At 39.2% G+C, this 21,945-nt stretch carries 14 protein-coding genes, 2 tRNA genes, 3 rRNA genes and 1 pseudogene; 13 read left to right on the top strand and 7 right to left on the bottom strand.

The genetic code is table 11. The annotated features are described in order from the left end of the window. The first annotated feature begins 477 nt into the window (after positions 1-477). The 11 genes from GTK57_RS05700 (at position 478) to GTK57_RS05650 (ending at position 12,224) form a co-directional block, all read left to right on the top strand. A complete protein-coding gene (locus tag GTK57_RS05700) occupies positions 478-1,545 on the top strand; it encodes an alpha/beta hydrolase (protein WP_163121840.1) in 1,068 nt (355 codons plus the stop codon). Between the two features lie 192 nt (positions 1,546-1,737). Further along, entirely contained in the window at positions 1,738-2,301 is a 564-nt protein-coding gene (locus GTK57_RS05695) for a peptidylprolyl isomerase (RefSeq protein ID WP_152875501.1), read from the top strand. A gap of 436 nt (positions 2,302-2,737) precedes the next feature. Further along, positions 2,738-4,274 (top strand): 16S ribosomal RNA (locus tag GTK57_RS05690). Between the two features lie 61 nt (positions 4,275-4,335). Continuing rightward, a tRNA-Ile gene (locus GTK57_RS05685) sits at positions 4,336-4,412 on the top strand. Positions 4,413-4,483: 71 nt separating this feature from the next. Then, positions 4,484-4,559: transfer RNA gene (locus GTK57_RS05680), tRNA-Ala, on the top strand. A gap of 422 nt (positions 4,560-4,981) precedes the next feature. Further along, a 23S ribosomal RNA gene (locus tag GTK57_RS05675) occupies positions 4,982-7,877 on the top strand. Positions 7,878-8,042: 165 nt separating this feature from the next. Next, positions 8,043-8,157 (top strand): 5S ribosomal RNA (rrf, locus tag GTK57_RS05670). The 16S, 23S and 5S rRNA genes sit together here with 2 tRNA genes alongside, the layout of an rRNA operon. Positions 8,158-8,526: 369 nt before the next feature. Next, positions 8,527-9,876 carry an aromatic acid/H+ symport family MFS transporter gene (locus tag GTK57_RS05665; protein WP_152874757.1) on the top strand — a complete coding sequence of 450 codons (1,350 nt, stop codon included), beginning with the start codon at positions 8,527-8,529 and terminating at the stop codon, positions 9,874-9,876. 56 nt (positions 9,877-9,932) lie between these two features. Then, positions 9,933-10,823, top strand: coding sequence for a hypothetical protein (locus tag GTK57_RS05660; RefSeq protein ID WP_163121839.1), 891 nt, complete (start codon positions 9,933-9,935; stop codon positions 10,821-10,823). A 149-nt stretch (positions 10,824-10,972) separates the two neighbouring features. After that, positions 10,973-11,797, top strand: a complete 825-nt coding sequence (locus GTK57_RS05655; protein WP_163121837.1) for a GGDEF domain-containing protein — start codon at positions 10,973-10,975, stop codon at positions 11,795-11,797. Positions 11,798-11,906: 109 nt separating this feature from the next. Next, entirely contained in the window at positions 11,907-12,224 is a 318-nt protein-coding gene (locus tag GTK57_RS05650) for an ankyrin repeat domain-containing protein (RefSeq protein ID WP_163121835.1), read from the top strand. Between the two features lie 237 nt (positions 12,225-12,461). On the opposite strand, the gene GTK57_RS05645 is transcribed toward GTK57_RS05650, so the two are convergent. The 5 genes from GTK57_RS05645 to ribF all read right to left on the bottom strand — a co-directional run bounded on the left by GTK57_RS05645 (position 12,462) and on the right by ribF (position 18,060). Then, on the bottom strand, positions 12,462-13,004 hold the full coding sequence (locus GTK57_RS05645) for an NADPH-dependent FMN reductase (RefSeq protein WP_163121833.1): 543 nt from the start codon (positions 13,002-13,004) through the stop codon (positions 12,462-12,464). 133 nt (positions 13,005-13,137) lie between these two features. Further along, complete coding sequence (locus tag GTK57_RS05640; RefSeq protein WP_152874752.1) at positions 13,138-13,620, bottom strand: FKBP-type peptidyl-prolyl cis-trans isomerase; 483 nt, start codon at positions 13,618-13,620, stop codon at positions 13,138-13,140. Continuing rightward, positions 13,613-14,155, bottom strand: coding sequence for a signal peptidase II (gene lspA, locus GTK57_RS05635; RefSeq protein ID WP_152874751.1), 543 nt, complete (start codon positions 14,153-14,155; stop codon positions 13,613-13,615). The genes GTK57_RS05640 and lspA overlap by 8 nt, the downstream gene beginning before the upstream one ends. After that, positions 14,148-16,994, bottom strand: a complete 2,847-nt coding sequence (gene ileS, locus GTK57_RS05630) for an isoleucine--tRNA ligase (protein ID WP_163121831.1) — start codon at positions 16,992-16,994, stop codon at positions 14,148-14,150. Before ileS ends, lspA begins: the two co-directional genes overlap by 8 nt. A gap of 64 nt (positions 16,995-17,058) precedes the next feature. Then, positions 17,059-18,060, bottom strand: a complete 1,002-nt coding sequence (gene ribF / locus GTK57_RS05625) for a riboflavin biosynthesis protein RibF (RefSeq protein ID WP_163121829.1) — start codon at positions 18,058-18,060, stop codon at positions 17,059-17,061. Between the two features lie 209 nt (positions 18,061-18,269). Here ribF and GTK57_RS05620 point away from each other — a divergent pair, with 209 nt between their 5' ends. Then, positions 18,270-19,400 (top strand): TDT family transporter, encoded by a 1,131-nt coding sequence (locus GTK57_RS05620; protein ID WP_163121827.1) that lies wholly within the window; start codon positions 18,270-18,272, stop codon positions 19,398-19,400. 145 nt (positions 19,401-19,545) lie between these two features. Further along, on the top strand, positions 19,546-20,115 hold the full coding sequence (locus tag GTK57_RS05615; protein ID WP_163121825.1) for a 5'-methylthioadenosine/S-adenosylhomocysteine nucleosidase family protein: 570 nt from the start codon (positions 19,546-19,548) through the stop codon (positions 20,113-20,115). Between the two features lie 57 nt (positions 20,116-20,172). On the opposite strand, the pseudogene GTK57_RS05610 reads toward GTK57_RS05615, so the two are convergent. Continuing rightward, a pseudogene (locus GTK57_RS05610) lies at positions 20,173-20,790 on the bottom strand (TetR family transcriptional regulator C-terminal domain-containing protein); the annotation flags it as partial. A gap of 350 nt (positions 20,791-21,140) precedes the next feature. After that, positions 21,141-21,944: an ABC transporter ATP-binding protein gene (locus tag GTK57_RS05605; RefSeq protein ID WP_163121821.1), complete on the bottom strand. Its 804-nt coding sequence runs from the start codon at positions 21,942-21,944 to the stop codon at positions 21,141-21,143. Position 21,945 lies beyond the last annotated feature (1 nt).

Raw genomic sequence — 21,945 nt, 5'->3', positions numbered from 1 at the left:
GATTACTCTTTTGGCTGAGCCTTCTCCAAGACTCAGCTTTTTTTGTTAAAATCAACTTAGATATAAAAACTATTAGTATTGAATTAATTTTGTATTTCTCTTTATAGTTTGAATTGAATATTATTTGTTCAGATTCATAACGCTGTATGTTTCTTCTTTTTATTTACTTTTTAAGTTTTAAGGCTTATCCGTCCTATGGGTGGGCCTTTTTTTTATACCCTTGATCATTTTTAACCGCTTTCTTGTTGAGAAACAAAAAGAAGTGTTATTAAAGTTGATCTCTCCCAAAAATAAACCCGAAGATAGCCTATATCTTCGGGTTTATTTTATTCTAGTTTCTAATTGCATCGTTTTTATGGTTTTATTTCAATGAGTGTAAGGCCTCATTTTTTTGCTATGACTATATATAAGATGTTTAAGCTGAAGTGTAGATGATATAAATAGAGAGAAAGTTGGGTTTTAAAAAAGGTAGGAACTGTGCGTATTCATTCGCTAATAAGAGAAAAAATAGAAAAAAGACAAGGAACAGCAGCACGATTGTTGGATCGGACTCCTCGTATTATTCAAAATGCATTAGTGAACGTTTTATCTTATCCATATCACTATCCAGATCTTGATCCTTTTATAAAATGTATGATGGCGGCACAACTCAAACAGGGAAAAGCTGGCTTTATTGGTACAGATGTTGAAGCTTCAAGAAAAGCTTTCGAATCTCAGATGTGTTTAATTGGTATAAAACCGACATTTGTGAAGCGTGTAGAGAATATGCGTCTACCTTTAATCAGTGGAACAATTCAGGCTAGACATTATCATCCTGCACCACATAAAAAATTACCTATGATGGTGTTCTATCATGGTGGCGGTTTTGTTGTTGGTAGTATTGATACGCATGATGAAGCATGTCGTCTATTGGCAATTCATGCAAAGGTTCAAGTATTAAGTATCAATTATCCACTTGCACCAGAAACAAACCCAGCTCAAATTATTCAATGTTGTGAAGATGCTTTAGCTTGGGTCTATCAAAATAGACGTCATTTCAAAATATTAAAAAATAGAATTGCGGTTGCGGGAGATAGTGCCGGCGGAAACATAGCAACAGTTGTTGCACAGCGTACGAAAATGAAAGCATATGCACCAGAAGCACAACTTCTTATTTATCCAACTGTAGATTTAAAAAGTCGTCATCCATCTTTCTTTGCTTATAAAGACGGACTGATTTTGACTGAGTCTGATATTGAAAATGTTGTTGAGTTTTATGCAAAGCAACATGATGTTGATTTGGATGATCCTTTGGTTTCTCCAACAAATGGAGATTTAAAGAAATTAGCACCTGCCTATATATTAACAGCAGGGCATGATGTCTTGCATGATGAAGCGGAAATCTACGCGCATAAAATTAGACAACAAGGTGTAAAGATTTTATATACAAACTATTCTGATCAAACGCATGGCTTTATTAATTTAACTTTTGTTTCCAAGCGCGCTAAAAAAATCACAATAGAAATTGCAAAGAATTTTAGAAGGTTTTGGGATAAACAACACTAACTAAAGAATTGAATAAAAAATGTTCCACGTGAAACGAGTCGAAAATACATATAGATGTAATAACTAACTATATGTGCGTTTGTGTAGTCATGCCGTTATATTTAGAAAAGTTAAGCAAAGAATAAAGATTTAATCGTCGTGAGCGAATAATATACGCTGTATGAAATGTCCGTCTAAATATAAAGGTACGAAATGTTAAAGCAAATAATTTTGGCAACAACGTTGAGTTTGGCTAGTTGGAGCGTCATTGCTGCGAACACAACTGTAGAAATGAAAACCTCTTTAGGTCTTGTTGAAATAGAACTGTTTAATGACAAAGCACCTATTTCAGTAGAAAACTTTAGTCGCTATATAAAAAGTGAATTTTATAATGGCACTATTTTCCACCGCGTCATTCCAGGGTTTATGATTCAGGGTGGCGGTATGAACAAAGATATGACAGAGAAAACAACACAAGCACCAATTACAAATGAATCGAGTAATGGGGTGTTGAATACGCGAGGTACTTTAGCTATGGCGCGTATGAATGATCCTGATTCTGCATCAAGTCAGTTCTTTATTAATTTGGATGACAATAACTTCTTAAATAAAAGTCAAAGAAATGCAGGTTATGCTGTGTTTGGTAAAGTCACTAAAGGAATGGATATTGTCGATAAGATTGCAAAAGTACCTACGGGAAATGTAGGTTCTCATCAAGATGTTCCTAAAAATGTAGTAGAAATTATCAATATGAAGATAAAAGCATCAACGAATTAAAAAATGAATATAAATATGTATTTTAATTAAAAATACATATTTATGTGGAATATTAATGGGTTGGGTGTGTTTTTGTGTGCTTTTGCATCAAAATAGTGCATAAAAATACAACACTCGTTAAAACAAGACGTTAAAAGCGCTTGCACGTGTAAGAAATTGCCCTATAATGAGCCCATACCGACGAGATAGACGGAAACGAACGAAGCACGAAGTGCTGAGTTGTTGAGTATATTGAGTCCAGCTTCTAGCACTGACGAGGTGTTAGAAAGATCATTAAGAGATTATGAAGAACAACTTGTGTGGATTTTTACTGGTTGATCGATCGAAATTATTTTCATTGATTGAATGGTAGAAATTACTCGAAGTTTATTTGAGAAATATTTGTCAGAAAATTGATGAGCCAAGATTGGTGCCCTTTAAGGCACTAAGCAATATTAAACTGAAGAGTTTGATCATGGCTCAGATTGAACGCTGGCGGCAGGCTTAACACATGCAAGTCGAGCGGGGAAAGGTAGCTTGCTACCTAACTTAGCGGCGGACGGGTGAGTAATGCTTAGGAATCTGCCTATTAGTGGGGGACAACAGTTGGAAACGGCTGCTAATACCGCATACGCCCTACGGGGGAAAGCAGGGGATCTTCGGACCTTGCGCTAATAGATGAGCCTAAGTCAGATTAGCTAGTTGGTGGGGTAAAGGCCTACCAAGGCGACGATCTGTAGCGGGTCTGAGAGGATGATCCGCCACACTGGGACTGAGACACGGCCCAGACTCCTACGGGAGGCAGCAGTGGGGAATATTGGACAATGGGGGGAACCCTGATCCAGCCATGCCGCGTGTGTGAAGAAGGCCTTTTGGTTGTAAAGCACTTTAAGCGAGGAGGAGGCTACTTAGATTAATACTCTAGGATAGTGGACGTTACTCGCAGAATAAGCACCGGCTAACTCTGTGCCAGCAGCCGCGGTAATACAGAGGGTGCGAGCGTTAATCGGATTTACTGGGCGTAAAGCGTGCGTAGGTGGTCTTTTAAGTCGGATGTGAAATCCCTGAGCTTAACTTAGGAATTGCATTCGATACTGGGAGACTAGAGTATGGGAGAGGATGGTAGAATTCCAGGTGTAGCGGTGAAATGCGTAGAGATCTGGAGGAATACCGATGGCGAAGGCAGCCATCTGGCCTAATACTGACACTGAGGCACGAAAGCATGGGGAGCAAACAGGATTAGATACCCTGGTAGTCCATGCCGTAAACGATGTCTACTAGCCGTTGGGGTCTTTGAGACTTTAGTGGCGCAGCTAACGCGATAAGTAGACCGCCTGGGGAGTACGGTCGCAAGACTAAAACTCAAATGAATTGACGGGGGCCCGCACAAGCGGTGGAGCATGTGGTTTAATTCGATGCAACGCGAAGAACCTTACCTGGTCTTGACATAGTAAGAACTTTCCAGAGATGGATTGGTGCCTTCGGGAGCTTACATACAGGTGCTGCATGGCTGTCGTCAGCTCGTGTCGTGAGATGTTGGGTTAAGTCCCGCAACGAGCGCAACCCTTTTCCTTATTTGCCAGCACTTCGGGTGGGAACTTTAAGGATACTGCCAGTGACAAACTGGAGGAAGGCGGGGACGACGTCAAGTCATCATGGCCCTTACGACCAGGGCTACACACGTGCTACAATGGTCGGTACAAAGGGTTGCTACCTCGCGAGAGGATGCTAATCTCAAAAAGCCGATCGTAGTCCGGATCGCAGTCTGCAACTCGACTGCGTGAAGTCGGAATCGCTAGTAATCGCGGATCAGAATGCCGCGGTGAATACGTTCCCGGGCCTTGTACACACCGCCCGTCACACCATGGGAGTTTGTTGCACCAGAAGTAGGTAGTCTAACCGTAAGGAGGACGCTTACCACGGTGTGGCCGACGACTGGGGTGAAGTCGTAACAAGGTAGCCGTAGGGGAACCTGCGGCTGGATCACCTCCTTAACGAAAGATTGACGATTGGTAAGAATCCACAACAAGTTGTTCTTCATGAAGATGTATCTGAGGGTCTGTAGCTCAGTTGGTTAGAGCACACGCTTGATAAGCGTGGGGTCACAAGTTCAAGTCTTGTCAGACCCACCAAATCTGACTAACGCAGTATGAGAGTACTGAGCAAACAGAAAGCAAAGATACATTGAATCTAATGATAAGCTGGGGACTTAGCTTAGTTGGTAGAGCGCCTGCTTTGCACGCAGGAGGTCAGGAGTTCGACTCTCCTAGTCTCCACCATCACATCATTGACTACTTGGTAGTCAAATGAATGTAAGATGAGCTAAGAAACATACAAACAGCTAGATAGCTTATAGAGATTAACAAGTATAAGCGTTAATATACGCGGACTTGGTAATCTCTGTGATTTATCACAGTTTCTAGACCTGACGAAGGCTAGAGCAATCATTAACAGATTAATTTGAGTTGAAATAAATTGTTTAAGGCTCAGAACTGAATTGAATTTAGCAGTAACTTGTTACTGTTGAGTGAAATGAAGAACTGAGAAACTAGCGATTAACTGAATCAAGCGTTTTGGTATATGAATCTAATAGAAGCTGTACTGTAGTTAAATCTACGGACAACAAACTGTATGAGTGTGTTGAAAGACACAATCTGTTGTTATCCTCCTTGTAGGGATTAACGACTGTTTGGGGTTGTATAGTCAAGTAATTAAGTGCATGTGGTGGATGCCTTGGCAGTCAGAGGCGATGAAAGACGTAATAGCCTGCGATAAGCTCCGGGGAGGCGGCAAATATCCTGTGATCCGGAGATTTCTGAATGGGGAAACCCACTTAGCATAAGCTAGGTATCATACACTGAATACATAGGTGTATGAGGCGAACGAGGGGAAGTGAAACATCTCAGTACCCTTAGGAAAAGAAATCAATTGAGATTCCCTCAGTAGCGGCGAGCGAACGGGGAACAGCCCATTAAGTCATATAAGCTTTAGTGGAACGCTCTGGGAAGTGCGACCGTAGTAGGTGATAGTCCTGTACACGAAAGGGCTTATATGATGATGACGAGTAGGGCGGGGCACGTGAAACCTTGTCTGAATATGGGGGGACCATCCTCCAAGGCTAAATACTCCTGACTGACCGATAGTGAACCAGTACCGTGAGGGAAAGGCGAAAAGAACCCCTGTGAGGGGAGTGAAATAGATCCTGAAACCGCATGCATACAAGCAGTGGGAGCCGGCATTGCGTCCGGTGACTGCGTACCTTTTGTATAATGGGTCAGCGACTTATGTTCAGTAGCGAGGTTAACCGAATAGGGGAGCCGTAGAGAAATCGAGTCTTAATAGGGCGAATTAGTTGCTGGGCATAGACCCGAAACCAGGTGATCTATCCATGAGCAGGTTGAAGGTTGGGTAACACTAACTGGAGGACCGAACCCACTGTCGTTGAAAAGCCAGGGGATGACTTGTGGATAGGGGTGAAAGGCTAATCAAACTTGGTGATAGCTGGTTCTCCCCGAAAGCTATTTAGGTAGCGCCTCGGACGAATACCATTGGGGGTAGAGCACTGTTTCGGCTAGGGGGTCATCCCGACTTACCAAACCGATGCAAACTCCGAATACCAATGAGTACTATCCGGGAGACAGACTGCGGGTGCTAACGTCCGTAGTCAAGAGGAAAACAATCCAGACCGCCAGCTAAGGCCCCAAAATTGTAGTTAAGTGGGAAACGATGTGGGAAGGCATAGACAGCTAGGAGGTTGGCTTAGAAGCAGCCACCCTTTAAAGAAAGCGTAATAGCTCACTAGTCGAGTCGGCCTGCGCGGAAGATGTAACGGGGCTAAAACTACATGCCGAAGCTGCGGATTTGCAATTTATTGCAAGTGGTAGGGGAGCGTTCTGTAAGCCGATGAAGGTGTATTGAGAAGTATGCTGGAGGTATCAGAAGTGCGAATGCTGACGTGAGTAACGACAAAGCGAGTGAAAAACTCGCTCGCTGAAAGACCAAGGGTTCCAGTCCAACGTTAATCGGGGCTGGGTGAGTCGACCCCTAAGGCGAGGCCGAGAGGCGTAGTCGATGGGAAATTGGTTAATATTCCAATACTTCTGTGTAATGCGATGAGAGGACGGAGAAAGTTAAGTCAGCCTGGCGTTGGTTGTCCAGGTGAAAGGTTGTAGGCATGTATCTTAGGCAAATCCGGGGTACTCTATGCTGAGAACTGATAGCAAGCTAATTTATTAGCGAAGTGGCTGATACTATACTTCCAGGAAAAGTCTCTAAGCTTCAGTTACACAGGAATCGTACCCGAAACCGACACAGGTGGTCAGGTCGAGTAGACCAAAGCGCTTGAGAGAACTCTGCTGAAGGAACTAGGCAAAATGGTACCGTAACTTCGGGAGAAGGTACGCTGTCGACGGTGACGGAATTTACTTCCTGAGCGGTTGACAGCCACAGAAACCAGGCCCCTGCAACTGTTTATTAAAAACATAGCACTCTGCAAACACGAAAGTGGACGTATAGGGTGTGATGCCTGCCCGGTGCTGGAAGGTTAATTGATGGGGTTAGCGTAAGCGAAGCTCTTGATCGAAGCCCCAGTAAACGGCGGCCGTAACTATAACGGTCCTAAGGTAGCGAAATTCCTTGTCGGGTAAGTTCCGACCTGCACGAATGGCATAATGATGGGGGCGCTGTCTCCAGCAGAGACTCAGTGAAATCGAATTCGCCGTGAAGATGCGGTGTACCCGCGGCTAGACGGAAAGACCCCGTGAACCTTTACTGCAGCTTGACATTGAACTTTGATCTTACTTGTGTAGGATAGGTGGGAGGCTTTGAAGTCGTGACGCTAGTTGCGATGGAGCCAATCTTGAAATACCACCCTGGTAATATTGAGGTTCTAACTCTGCTCCATAATCTGGAGCGAGGACCATGTCTGGTGGGTAGTTTGACTGGGGCGGTCTCCTCCTAAAGAGTAACGGAGGAGTACGAAGGTGCGCTCAGCGTGGTCGGAAATCACGCGTAGAGTATAAAGGCAAAAGCGCGCTTAACTGCGAGACCCACAAGTCGAGCAGGTACGAAAGTAGGTCTTAGTGATCCGGTGGTTCTGTATGGAAGGGCCATCGCTCAACGGATAAAAGGTACTCTGGGGATAACAGGCTGATACCGCCCAAGAGTTCATATCGACGGCGGTGTTTGGCACCTCGATGTCGGCTCATCTCATCCTGGGGCTGAAGCAGGTCCCAAGGGTATGGCTGTTCGCCATTTAAAGAGGTACGCGAGCTGGGTTTAGAACGTCGTGAGACAGTTCGGTCCCTATCTACCGTGGGCGTTGGAAATTTGAGAGGATCTGCTCCTAGTACGAGAGGACCAGAGTGGACGAACCTCTGGTGTACCGGTTGTGACGCCAGTCGCATCGCCGGGTAGCTATGTTCGGAAGGGATAACCGCTGAAAGCATCTAAGCGGGAAGCCTACCTCAAGATAAGATTTCCCAAGGACTTTATGTCCTCTAAAGAGCCGTTGAAGACTACGACGTTGATAGGTTGGATGTGGAAGTGCAGTGATGCATGAAGCTGACCAATACTAATTGCTCGTGAGGCTTGACTATACAACACCCAAACAGTTGTTGTTTCGAAAGATTTCAAAGCAAAATGCTTGATTTAGTGAACGCTAGAACTTAAACTTTAACTCAAATATCTGTTAATAACTCATTTGACGAAAGCTAGGCATGCGAAAGCAATTAAGACCATAGCGAGTAAGCATAAACAGTTGTGCTGGCGACAATAGCAAGAGTGAACCACCTGATCCCTTCCCGAACTCAGAAGTGAAACCTCTTAGCGCTGATGGTAGTGTGGGGTTACCCATGTGAGAGTAAGTCATCGCCAGCTCATTAATTCTAAAACACCCCCTGTCTTATGACAGGGGGTGTTTTTTTATGCATATAAAATTAGAAATTTAAAAAATAAGAGATGTTAATGGAATTATGAATATTGAGAGGAGATATCTTAATAAAAGTATAAATATTCATCGTTATATTCTAATAAATATGTGACCTCTTTATTTAAATAATGAATTAAATATATATTTTTAAAGGTTTTTTTAGACTATGGTTCAATTGTTTATTATTGATTTTATGTAAAAATTATAGTTTCTCTCCCAATAGCAAAGTGTGGTTGATAGATATATAAAAATAAAATGCTTCTCTGTATGGACTGCTATTGGATTAATTGAAACACTGAACTTACAGGAAGTAAGGAATGACTCATCAAGTATTAAACGTTAATCAAATTATTGATCACGCAAAATTTACTCCATTTCATTTTAGGGTTGTCGCGTGGTGCTTACTTATTATTCTTTTTGATGGCTATGATTTAGCAATTAACGGTGTGGTTTTACCATTATTAATGGATGATTGGGGATTAAGTGCAGTGCAAGCAGGTATGTTAGCGAGTACTGCTTTAGCTGGTATGATGTTTGGTGCAATGATTTTTGGCTCATTAGCAGACAAAATTGGTCGTAAAAAAGTCATCATGATTTGTATTGTACTTTTTAGTGGTCTAACTTTTGCAGGTGGATTTGCATCGAATCCTACAGAGTTTGCTATTTTACGTTTCTTGGCGGGTTTAGGCATTGGTGGAGTTATGCCAAATCTAGTTGCATTAACTTCTGAATATGCACCCCAAAAAATGCGTAGTACCTTAGTGACCACTATGTTTAGTGGTTATGCTGTAGGTGGTGTGATGGCTGCACTATTGGGGTCATGGTTTACACCAAGTTTTGGTTGGGAAATTATGTTCTTTATTGCAGGGATTCCATTATTTTTACTCCCTATAATTTGGAAATTCCTTCCAGAATCTTTAACTTTTATTGTGAAAGAAGGCAAACAGGCACAAGCACGTCAAATTGTGCGTAAATTGGCACCTAAGGTGACAGTAAAAGAAGACACAACATTTGAATTACATCAGGTTGATGTACCTGAAGCTGCGAATGTTGCAAGCTTATTTAGACGTGGTCGCGCTAAAAACACTTTATTATTTTGGTTGGCATTTTTTAGCTGCTTATTAACAATGTATGCATTAAGCAGTTGGTTGCCTAAGCTTATGATGGCTGCTGGTTATTCAATGGATAATAGTTTGATGTTCATGCTAGTAATGAATGTTGGCGCTGTTGTTGGCATTGTGGGTGGTGGAATTTTAGCAGATCGTTTTCATTTAAAGCCTGTATTGATGTTTTTGGGCATTATGGGGGCGATTGTAATGAGTTTAATGGGTTTCCAATCTAATCAAATCTTACTTTATATTTTAGTATTCTTAGCAGGTGCCGCTTCAATTGGCTCACAAATGCTTCTATATAGCTATGTGGCTCAGTATTATCCACTTGCAGTACGTTCAACAGGAATTGGTTGGTCATCGGCAATTGGGCGTATGGGGGCAATTGTAGGTCCAATTTTAATTGGTGCATTACTTGGTATGAGTTTACCTGCTCATTTTAATTTTATAGCTGTAGGTTTACCTGTATTAATCACGGCAATTGCTGTTGCATTAATTATGCATGATGATGAACCTGCAAAAATTGAAGTGATTGAAGCAGTTCCGGTTAAAGCATAATTTTTCATTTATTTGTATTAAAAAACATCTCTTTATTTAAAGGGATGTTTTTTTTGATGAATGGAATGCAGGATAAAAAATATTTGTTCATGACAAGTGTTAAAATCTATTCGAAATTTGATATGAAATTCGACAATATGTTTTTTAGGCTCATAAAGTATCTTTTAAGTTTATACATATTATGTGTGAGCACAGTTACTTTTGCAGAAGTGCATATATTGAATTTTGATGCTAAAAATTCTACGACCTTGGCTGGAAGTTGGGAGTATTATCCAAAGCAATTAAGTCTGACGGGAACTTTAAAAGAGAAACCTATTTCTGTAAATTTACCCGCTTCATTTTTAAATATCACAGGTCAAGTGAGTGATCACGGTGTTTTTAAAAAGCAATTCTCAATTCCAGATCATGCGGTAAATCAGGTATTGGCATTAGAAATACCTTATCAATATGGTGCATATCGGCTTTATATTGATCATAAGCTAATGGTTGAAATTGGTACAGTTGGTGACCGTCAGCAACATCAAACAGTGATGTCACCGAAGCTTATAAATTTTGTATCAGCATCAAAAAACATTGAAGTTGAAATTGTATTTTCAAGTTATCAGCAGATACGAGGTGGTTTAGAAAATCCAATTTACATTGGGTATGATCGTCAAATAAGAAAAGATTTTTATAAAAATATGATTTTAACAATCTGGGTGAGTGGCATGCTCATTATGATTGCTTTGTTTATGATTTTATTTTCGATATATCGTTTGTCGAGAGGGCAACAGGTATTAAATTTACTGTATTTAGGGTTGTTTATATTGTGCCTTAGTTTAAGGAGCTTTTTTGCAGTTCCTTTCACCTACACTCTATTCACGTCTATTAATTGGGTTTTAGGAACTAGATTAGAGTATTTTTTAACTGAATTAGTGTGTTTTTTTTTCTCACTTATTTACGTTTAGCATTGCCAAATTTTGTAAACCGGTTCGTTTATCAATTGCTTACATTGGTTATAGGTTTAAATATTTTAGTTACACTGACCCAACAGCCAATTATATTTCAAAATTTATTTTTTAAATCTTTTTCACTGTCTATTTTATTATTTTTGAATATGTTGCACGGTATTTACCTGTTATATCGAGATAATATTAAATTTTCAAAAGTAAATGCATTTGCTATTTTTATTGTCTGTTGTACTTTTATTCACGATTATTTATTGGGTTTGAATGTCATTCACTCTGTTGAAATTGCATTTTATACATCATGTCTTTATTTTATTTTAGTCACTTTACAGCTGAGCCGAGATTATGCAATTCAAAGTGATAATGTTATTTTATATAACCAACAGTTAATTAAGCTCAACCGTACATTAGATCAAAAAGTTATAGAGCGTACCCGAACAGTCGTTGAGTTAAATAATAAATTACAATTACAGGTTCAATTAGATGCCTTAACTGGTGCTTTTAACCGTTATGCATTAAATAATGAAATCCAGAAAAGATTTGAACGTGCTACTAAGGAACATAAAAATTTTGCATTTTTCATGTTAGATGTCGATTACTTTAAAAAATATAATGATGGCTATGGGCACTTAAAAGGCGATGACGTTCTTAAAAAGTTAGTTGAAACTTTAAGAAAAGAGCTTCCAAAAAATGGATTTATCGCACGGTATGGCGGAGAAGAATTTGCTATTCTTATCGACGATATGAATATAGAAATGGCTAGAGAATTTGCAAATCAATGCCTAAATGCAGTAATTGATTTAGAGTTAGAGCATTTATATCGTGTAGATGAAAAGCAAGTTGTGAGTTTAAGTATTGGTGGTGCAGTTCTTGATAGTGAAAACACTTATTCTAATATTGAAATGCTCATGAAAACTGCAGATCAGCATTTGTATCAAGCTAAATATAAGCGTTCATGTGTTGTTGTGAAATAAGACATGAATAGAAAAGATGTATTTTTTAATAGAAAATTAAAGGTCTATTTAATCAATATATTTAGATATTTATAGACGATAAAATCGGTTTAAATAGGATGATATTTTTATGAAACTTAACTCATTTTCCCCAATTCCTGAAGATGATGAAGAACTACATCTTCCTGAACTTGTGTATTGGGCTTCACTTGGTGAATTAGCTGAGGTTGAAAAAAGCTTAGCAAATGGTTCCGATGTAAATACAACAGATGATGATGGTTATAGCGCATTACAAGCTGCCGCAGAAAATGGCTATTTAGATGTTGTGATGCTTCTAGTCAATAAAGGTGTAGATATTGCTTATAAAGGGCAATATACCGCTTTAGAGCTTGCAGAAATGGCTGGAAATACTGAAATTGTAGATTATTTAAAAGCTCAAAAATTATAGATATAAAAAAAGAAACCCCAACATCCTGTTGGGGTTTCTTTGTATTTCGTGTTCTAGGTATAACTCCTGTCGTACCTCACGTCCTGATGCTCAAACTTATTATTTTAGTTTTTTGTTTGGGAAACTTCCTGCTTCCTGATGATTTAAATATAGCTTGAAAAAATAAGCCTGAATAGCGACAAATCTCATCAAACCATGTAAGCATAAACGTACGATTATGCTTAAAAATAATACAAATTATGCGCTAACATATTGAACTAATTTATCAAATGCAGCTTTTAGCGCTCGCTCATCAAAAGTATTTGGTTCAAATTCTTCAGTTTGATTACGTGCAAAAATATCACGAATTTCTATAACTGCATTGCTATCGACTAAACCTAGTTGCGTTGCAACTTGACGAATTTGATCAATAGAACGAGAGCCATTTGAACCGCCATAACTTACGTATGCAGCAGGTTTTCCTGCCCACTCTTTACCTAGATAATCTAAGGCATTTTTAAGTGCAGGGCTGTAACCATGGTTATATTCAGGGCTAATGAAAACAAAAGCATCGCCTTGTGCAATTTTATCTGCCCAAATTTGTTGTTTAGGTTGGTCATAAATGCCGGTCATTGGAGGGTGTGCACCTGCAAAAATAGGTAAATCCCATTCTTTTAAATCGACAAGTTCAACTTCTACAGTCGAAAAATCATAAGATTCGATGCTTTTTTGAATCCAACGTGCAATTTTAATTGCAGTACGACCTTCACGAACACTTCCCACAACAACTTGAATTTTCATTTATAAAGCCTATGTTTTTTAATGAATGTTTATGAAATTATTATAATAACTATTTGGTGTGTATGGGGAATTTGTATCTAATATCATCAGATATAAAAAAAGCTTCCGAAGAAGCCTTTTTATTTAAATTGAATTACATCAATTTCACGCCTTGTTGACCTGCAGGAGTTACTTTGAAAATTTCAACTTCAAAAGTAATGTTTTTACCTGCAAGAGGGTGGTTAAAATCGACTTCAGTAATAACGTCACCTACAGTTTTAACAACACCATATAAGCTTTGTTTTGCTTTGTCTTCAAACTCAATCATATGACCTTCAACAGGACGTTGTTCGAATTTAACCGTGTCAAACTTTTGTACGTTTTCAATGTTCCAAGGACCAAATGCATCTTCTGGTAAAAGACTAACAGTACGACGGTCACCGGCACGTAAACCAAATAATGCTTTTTCAAAACCAGGTAATAAGCTGCCATCGCCCATCACCAAACTTACAGGTTCTTCTCGGTTACGCGTATTGTCAATTTCTACACCATTTTCAATGGCTACAGAAAAGTGTAAAGCTACTTTTGAGCCATCTTCAATGCGTGTTTCTTCATTTGGATTGATAAAATCAGTCATTTTTTTGCACTTCAGCACGTTGAATACGTTGTTTCTCTAAGAAAAATGTATCCACTAATAATAAAATGGTGCCAAGCGTAATGGCACTGTCTGCAATATTAAATGCAGGAAAGTGATTATTGTTGTAATAAACGTGAATGAAATCGACCACGTAGCCCAAGCTTACACGGTCAATTAAATTACCAATTGCACCACCTAAAATAAGGGCAATCGCAATGGGTAAAACTTTCACAGTTTTTGGCATTCGCATGAGCCAAAATACAAAAACAACAGACACTAAACCTGCAAGTGAGGTAAAGAAATAACGTTGCCATCCACCAGCATCGGACAAGAAACTAAAGGCTGCGCCATAGTTATGTAGTAATGTCCAATTTAAAAAGGGCAGGACCGGCACAGGGTCTGCATAATTGAGACTTGTACTGGCAATCCATTTTGTCCATTGATCGATAATAATCGCCACAATAGATAAGCCCACCCACACTAAATTGTGCGGGTAGAATTGGAATAAGCCCTTTTTATTTTGTGGATTAGGCATATTTTCTCTCTTCGCCTTGACCTGTAGGAAGGTTGATAATACAACGAGAACAAAGACCTGGATGTGCAGAATGTGTATTTACATCTGGAAGCACATGCCAGCAACGTGCGCATTTTTCACCATCTGCAGCAGAAACTTTCACACGTAAACCTTCAAGTTCAGATGCTTCACCTTGTGCTGCATCAAACTCATTCACAATCACTTGTGAAGTAATCATGACAAAACGAAGTTCATCATCTAAACGATCTAGAACAGCTTTTAATTCTGGAGTTGCCCAAAGCTCAACTTTTGCAGATAGATTCGAACCTACAAGTTTTGCATTACGTGCTGCTTCAATGTGCTTATTCGTTGCAGATTTAACGGCAATTAATGTTTGCCATTGTTCTTCTGAAATTAAGTTCGCAGTTGATGCTACAGGAATGTCATACCATTCAGTTGTGAACACATATTTCTCTGATTGCTCAGGGATTAACGGCCAAGCTTCTTGTGCAGTGAAGCTCAAGATTGGCGACATCCAACGTACAAATGCTTGTACCAAGTGATACAACGCAGTTTGTGCAGAATGACGCGCTGCTGAATCGGCTTTAGTTGTGTACTGACGGTCTTTAATGATGTCTAAGTAGAAACCACCTAAGTCGTTGATACAGAAGTTAGTCAAGGCATTGGTGACGATATGGAAGTTCATATCTTCGTAGGCTTGTTGAACTATTTTTTGAACTTCTGCGGCACGTTGTAAGATGTATTGATCAAGTGCGATCAATTGATCTACAGGCAATGCATCTGTTGATGGTTTGAAGCCATTCAAGTTAGCAAGCAAGAAACGTAGTGTGTTACGGATACGACGGTAGCCATCAGATGCACGGCTAAAGATTTCTTTACCAGCCGTCATTTCATAACGGTAATCTGCAGATGCAATCCAGAAACGTAGGCCATCTGCACCCATATCTTTAATGATGTCTTGCGGTGTGATTACGTTACCGATTGATTTCGACATCTTACGGCCTTTTTCATCGACCACGAAACCGTGAGTCAACAAGCCTTTGTAAGGTGCACGTTCATTAATCGCAATAGACGTTAACAATGAAGATTGGAACCAACCACGGTGTTGATCTGAACCTTCAAGGTACAAATCGGCAGGATCTGTTAAGTCTTCACGTTCACGAAGTACAGCAAAATGTGTTGTACCTGAGTCGAACCAAACGTCTAGCGTGTCGCGTACTGCATTGTATTGTTCAGCATCAGCACCAATGAACTCAGAAGCATCACGGTTATACCAACCATCAATACCTTCTTGCTCAATGAGTTTTGCAACTTCTTCAATCAATTCAGGTGTACGTGGGTGAAGTTCATTCGTATCTTTATGGACAAAGAATGGGATTGGCACGCCCCATGTACGTTGACGTGAAATACACCAATCAGGACGCCCTTCAATCATAGATTGAATACGGTTTTTACCCCAATCTGGAACAAAACTGATGTCATTTTCAATTGCATTTAATGCATTTTGACGTAGACCTTTTGCATCCATGCTGATGAACCATTGCGGTGTCGCACGGAAAATAATAGGTGTTTTATGACGCCAGCAATGCGGGTAGCTATGTTTAATAACAACATGTGCCCAAAGTTTGTCTGCTTCAGTTAAAGCAGCAATAATTTTAGGATTTGCTTTGTAGATGTGTTCGCCTGCAAATAACGGAGACGTTGGTAAATACACACCATTACCACCAACAGGGTTTTCAACTTTTAAGTTGTACTGTAAGCCAACTTTGTAATCGTCCACACCATGACCAGGTGCTGTATGTACTGCACCTGTACCACTGGTTGCAATCACGTGTTCGCCTAAAATGACAGGAACTTGACGCTCAGTAATTAAAGGATGTTGCAGAATAAGATTTTCAAGTTTTGCACCTGTGAAATCTGCAAGTACTTCAAATGCAGTGAAGCCATAACGTTCAGTTGCAGAAGCAACGAGGTCTTTTGCAAGAATGAAGTTTTGTGCAGCTTTTTCTTCGCCAGTTGCTTTAACAAGTTGATATTCGATATCAGCATGAAGTGCAACAGCTTGGTTGGCAGGCATTGTCCAAGGTGTTGTTGTCCAAATCACGATGTCAGTACGATCAGCTACTTCAATACCTAAACGTGCAGATAAATCTGCTAAATCAACAACTGTGAAACCAACGTCGATTGCATCTGATTTTTTATCTTCGTATTCAACTTCAGCTTCAGCGAGTGATGAACCACAATCTAAACACCAGTTAACAGGTTTAAGACCTGGCTCGATGTGACCCGCTTTTGCAATTGCGCCAAGTGAACGAACGATGTCGGCTTCTTGTTTGAAGTTCATTGTTAAGTATGGGTTGTCCCAATCACCGAACACGCCCATACGCACGAAGTCTTTCTTTTGAAGTTCAACTTGTGTGTAAGCATATTCGCGGCAAGCTTTACGGAAAGTAGATGCATCTACTTTTACGCCAACTTTACCCACTTTTTCTTCTACTTTCAGTTCAATTGGAAGACCGTGACAGTCCCAACCTGGTACGTACGGTGCATCAAAGCCATCCATCACACGGCTTTTAATAATAATATCTTTGAGTACCTTGTTAACTGCATGACCTAAATGGATTTGACCATTTGCGTATGGAGGGCCATCGTGAAGTACATATTTTTTCTTGCCAATACGCGACGCACGAATCTGCTGATAAATGTTGTCGGCATACCACTCTTCTAACCATTTAGCTTCACGTACTGCCAAATTTGCTTTCATTGCAAATTCAGTACCTGGGAGGTTTAGCGTGGCTTTGTAATCCACTGCATTTTCAGGAGTTTGCTTATCGCTCATGCAAGTTTTCTTCCAAATTTATCAGCCTTAGACTGACGCGTTTTACAATAGAATAATGGGGGGTTTAAAACGGGAAATGGGGGTGATTACTTCGAAACTCAAGGAGTTCCTTTGTATCATCATCAATTCCTGCTTTGAGTGCTTCAAGCGAAGGATAATTCTTTTCGCCATGTAAATAGTTTAAGAATGTCACCCGCATTAATAGGCCATACAGATTAGCAGAAACATCGGGAAAATGTACTTCTAATCGCCATTCAGGATGTTCTTGTTGAATGGCAGGACGAGTGCCGACATGACCCGCACCAAATAATGATGTTGGGGTATAGCCTGCAATCCCTAATTTTTGAGGATTTTCATTTTTAACTTTATCTTTCAAAGATGTAGTTTCGCATATTACATCTACGCCATAAATGCCATGTAAACATGGTTTGTGGCGGTTAAGTCGAACATTAATGGTTGGAAAATTAATGGTTCGACCAATTTGATCACCATATTGCACACGACCTGTGATGCTATATGGGCGACCTAATAATTTGGCAGCAAGCGCTAAATCGCCTGATTGTAAGGTTTGACGAATACGTGTTGAACTTACACGTTCGCCATCAAGTTCTACCGTATTTAAGTTGGTGACTTGAAAGCCATAATCTTTTAAGAATTCGCTATTACCTTGGCGGTTTTTGCCAAAGTGAAAGTCATCGCCTAAAACTAAGCTCGTCGCATTGAGTTTGTTTTTGAGTAAAGATGCAAACTCTTCTGCACTTAAGCTACGAAAGGTATTATCGAACTTTGCGACAACAATATAATCGATACCAAGTTCAGTTAAATATTCTACTTTTTCACGCAATGAACTAATACGTGGAGGTGCATCATAGGCTTTAAAAAATTCTAAAGGCTGTGGCTCAAAAATCATCACTGCTGTTTTTAAATTTTGTTGTGATGCAATGCTTTTTAACTGAGCAATCATAGCCTGATGCCCAAGGTGCACGCCATCAAAATTGCCAATGGTCACAGCTGTTTTTGGCAATTGATTATTTGGTGCTAAAGCATTCAGGCGGAGTAGCTTCATGACTAAATTAAAAGGTTTAAATTTATGAGGGCTATATATTGCCATATTCTCACGATTACGTCTTGTTGTTCTGTTTTTACTCAAGAGATTTTTGAGTTAAATTAAAATACATATCAATATTACTTATACTTAAAATAATAATTAATCAATTTTTCTTATTTAAAATTCATCGTAGAATGATTTTATCACCACTCAATGAGGATTCAGTGATGCAAAAACCATTTTATCAACTTCAGCAGATGCATGACGTGATTCGTCATTTTACACCAAATTGGTTCACCGCAGTGATGGGAACGGGTGTGGTTGCATTAATTTTGCCTGAATTTCCAATTGCTGAATCCTTCACTTGGGTTTTAGGAACTGCATTGTGGCAGTTCAATATTCTGTTATTTAGTGTGTTCAGCGTTTTATATATTTTGCGTTGGATCATGTATACAGATGAAGCCAAACAAATATTTAAACATCCTGTAATGAGTTTGTTCTTAGGCGCAATTCCTATGGGACTTGCCACCATCTTAAATGGATTTTTAAAATTTGGTATTCCTTTATATGGTGATGTTGCTGTAGATATTGCACATGCACTTTGGTATGTCGATGTATTTTTAGCTGTGGCAATTGCTTGGATTGTTCCATTTTGTATGTATAACCGACAACAACATCAGCTAAATAATATGACTGCTGTTTGGTTACTTCCCATTGTGGCTTGTGAAGTTGCTGCAACTTCAGGTGGTTTGTTATTGGGACATATTGATGCAACACAACAAGCAGTAGGTATTTTGTTCGGAAGCTATATGTTGTGGGGGATTTCTGTTCTGCCTGCATTTGCAATTTTAACCATCTTAATGTTGCGTTTGGCATTACATCAATTACCTAGTAAAGAATTGGCAATAAGCAGTTGGTTGGCTTTGGGCCCTATTGGAACAGGTGCTTTAGCTTTACTTGTATTAGGCGAGCAAGCTCCACAAGTTCTAAGTGTCATTGGTATGGAAAGTTTAGGTCTATTTGCACAACAAGCAGGTTTAATTGCGAGCTTAATTCTCATTGGCTTTGGTTTGTGGTGGTTAGGCATTGCAGTTTTAACAACTTTAAAACATGCACAGCGAGATTTACCATTTAACTTAGGATGGTGGGGTTTAACCTTCCCATTGGGCGTATTCACCTTAGCCATTTTAAATTTAGCGCATCAAACTCATTTACATTTCATTTATGTATTTGGTTATGCTTTTGCCACAGCTTTAGTAATGTTATGGATTATTGTGGCAAGTAAAACATTTAAAGGTTTTTACCAAGGACATTTAATTTTTTCACCTTGTTTAAAAACATATTTAGAAAATAAGTAAAAGACGGCTGTAAATCTCTCCCCATTAAAATCCTGATCTTTCACAAGATCAGGATTTTTTTATATTTCAAAGATGCGCATACATTTGCACGGATGCTATGAATCCTCTTTAATGAGCAACAATTTAAATAGGTAATGAGATAAAAATGACTTCAGATTTAGCACTGATTATGGCTTTACCCAATGAGTCAAAAGGATTATTTGAGCAAGCTGGAATTGAAGTTCATTACAGTGGAATTGGTAAAATTAATGCTGCTTTTAAAGCATTTGAAGTAATTCAAAAAACGGGCTGTAAAACCATTTTGAATTTGGGTACGGCAGGCAGTTCATATTTCGATGCACATGCACTGGTTGAAGTTACGCAATTTGTTCAACGTGATATGGATGTTTCACCACTTGGTTTTAAAGTTGGTGTGACACCTGTAGATACAGATTATCCTGCGGAAATTACTTTAGAACCTTATTTTGAGCATTTAGCTAAAGGTATTTGCGGAACAGGTGATAATTTTGAAACGGGTCAGCCGAAAGTGCCTTGTAACTTGGTTGATATGGAAGGCTACGCGCTTGCGAAAGTCTGTAAAAAACTAGGCATACGTTTAATTTCAGTGAAGTACATTACCGATGGTGCAAATGATACAGCGCATTTAGATTGGGAAGAAAATTTGTTATTGGGTGCAAAAAAATTATTAGAATTATATAAAACAATAAAGGAATAGAAAGAGGGTCGGCGACCATAGAGGCTATGGACGTATGCCAATCAATGTTTAATGGGACTAACTTACTTTTTCAGGACGTGGAAGAATGCCGTAAAGTATCATATGAACAGTGTGTTGAATAATACGCTGTTGCATACTACGGTTACGTAAGGTTTTACCCGTTACCATTTCCATTTGTATTGAAAAATCTGCATAGTTTTGAGTAATTGACCAGATATTTAAAATTAAAAGCTCTGGGTCAATATCAGCAGAAATCTTACCTTGCTCTTGCCACATGATAATCACTTTCGCTTTACGCTTAACAAGCTTTTTCAATGGCCCTTTTAAGATCTCAAGAATATGTGGTGCACCTTGAATAATTTCGAGGGCAAACAAACGAGATGCTTTAGGTTGAGTGCGAGAGACTTCAATTTTCTGCATTAAATAGTTGGTAATTGCTTCATCTGGCTCAAGTTCAGATTCAAGGGTTTGTAAAGGCGCAAGCCATTTTTGCAGAACTGTGGTTAACACCTCTACGTACAAAGCCTCTTTATTTTCGTAGTAGTAGAAAATATTCGATTTATGCATTTCTGCAATTTGAGCAATCTCATCTAAACTAGCGCCGCTAAAGCCGTAGACTGAGAATACGTCCAACGCTGCACTAAGTAGCTGTTGACGTTTTTGAGTACTCTTTTTTGTTCCATTAGCAAACTTAAAACAATGAAAAAAGGGGAATCGTTAATTGTACGGCAAATCATCAGATTTGTGGATAATCTAAATTTGTATTTTGCGTATAAAAAGAAATTAATTTTAAAGGAAATCTATTAAATTGAGATGGAATCGACATATTTAACTGATACTTTGACAAGTGAATATAAAAAGAAAATTTCATTTTTATACATATGTTTCAAAGAGCTTAGTGATTTTCAAGAGTTTTTACTCTAAAAAACCAATTTTTCATTTTAAATATTTATTAAATAGTCAAATTACATGTTACAAACAAAAAATCTTCTAAATTCAACATGAACTTAGAAGATTCAGTTTTATTAGGTTGCTAAAACGGCATTGAGAACATGTTGTTCTAAATGAGTGAAGTCAATTCCCTTTTGGCGAGGTCTTGCTAAATCAACTTTAAACTCTTTGGCAATGTGTCCTTTGTCTAGCAAAATAATACGGTCTGCCAATTGAACGGCTTCACTAACATCATGTGTAACTAAAATTGCAGTGAAACCTTGTTCAGTCCAAAGCTTTTCAATGAGGTTTTGCATCTCTAAACGTGTTAAAGCATCTAATGCACCTAAGGGTTCATCTAATAATAGAATTCGTGGCTTATGTGAAAGGGCACGAGCAAGCGCAGCACGTTGACGTTGACCACCTGATAGCTGAGTAGGCCACAAGTCTGCTTTTTCCTCTAGCCCCACTTTTTTGAGAAGCTCTGAAGCATTTTCATGACGCTCTTTAGGTAAGCCTAGTTGTACATTTTTTTCAATGTTTCGCCATGGTAAAAGCCGTGGATCTTGGAACATGACACGAATATCATCACTGGTAATGCCTTCGCGAAGATGACGAGCAGATTTAAATTTAATTTCACCGTAACTTTGTTGTTCCAAATCTGCAATTAAGCGAAGTAGGGTACTTTTACCACAACCACTTCGACCTACAATTGCAAGAAACTCACCTGGCTTAATGTGTAAATCTAAGTCTTCTATAACTTTAACTTGACCATAAAATTTATACAGTTGCTCTATGAAAATTTCTGCCCCAATCACTGCATTTGGATTAATGTCAGCAGAGTTTGGTTTATGTGTTTCAGACTCGCTTACCTGAAGTTCAATACTTAAATCTGTCATC

Origin of the sequence: Acinetobacter portensis, from assembly GCF_010646905.1 — a bacterium.
GTDB classification, from domain to species: domain Bacteria; phylum Pseudomonadota; class Gammaproteobacteria; order Pseudomonadales; family Moraxellaceae; genus Acinetobacter; species Acinetobacter portensis.
Note: the sequence above shows the minus strand (reverse complement) of the source record. Positions and strands in the feature narration are given on the sequence as shown.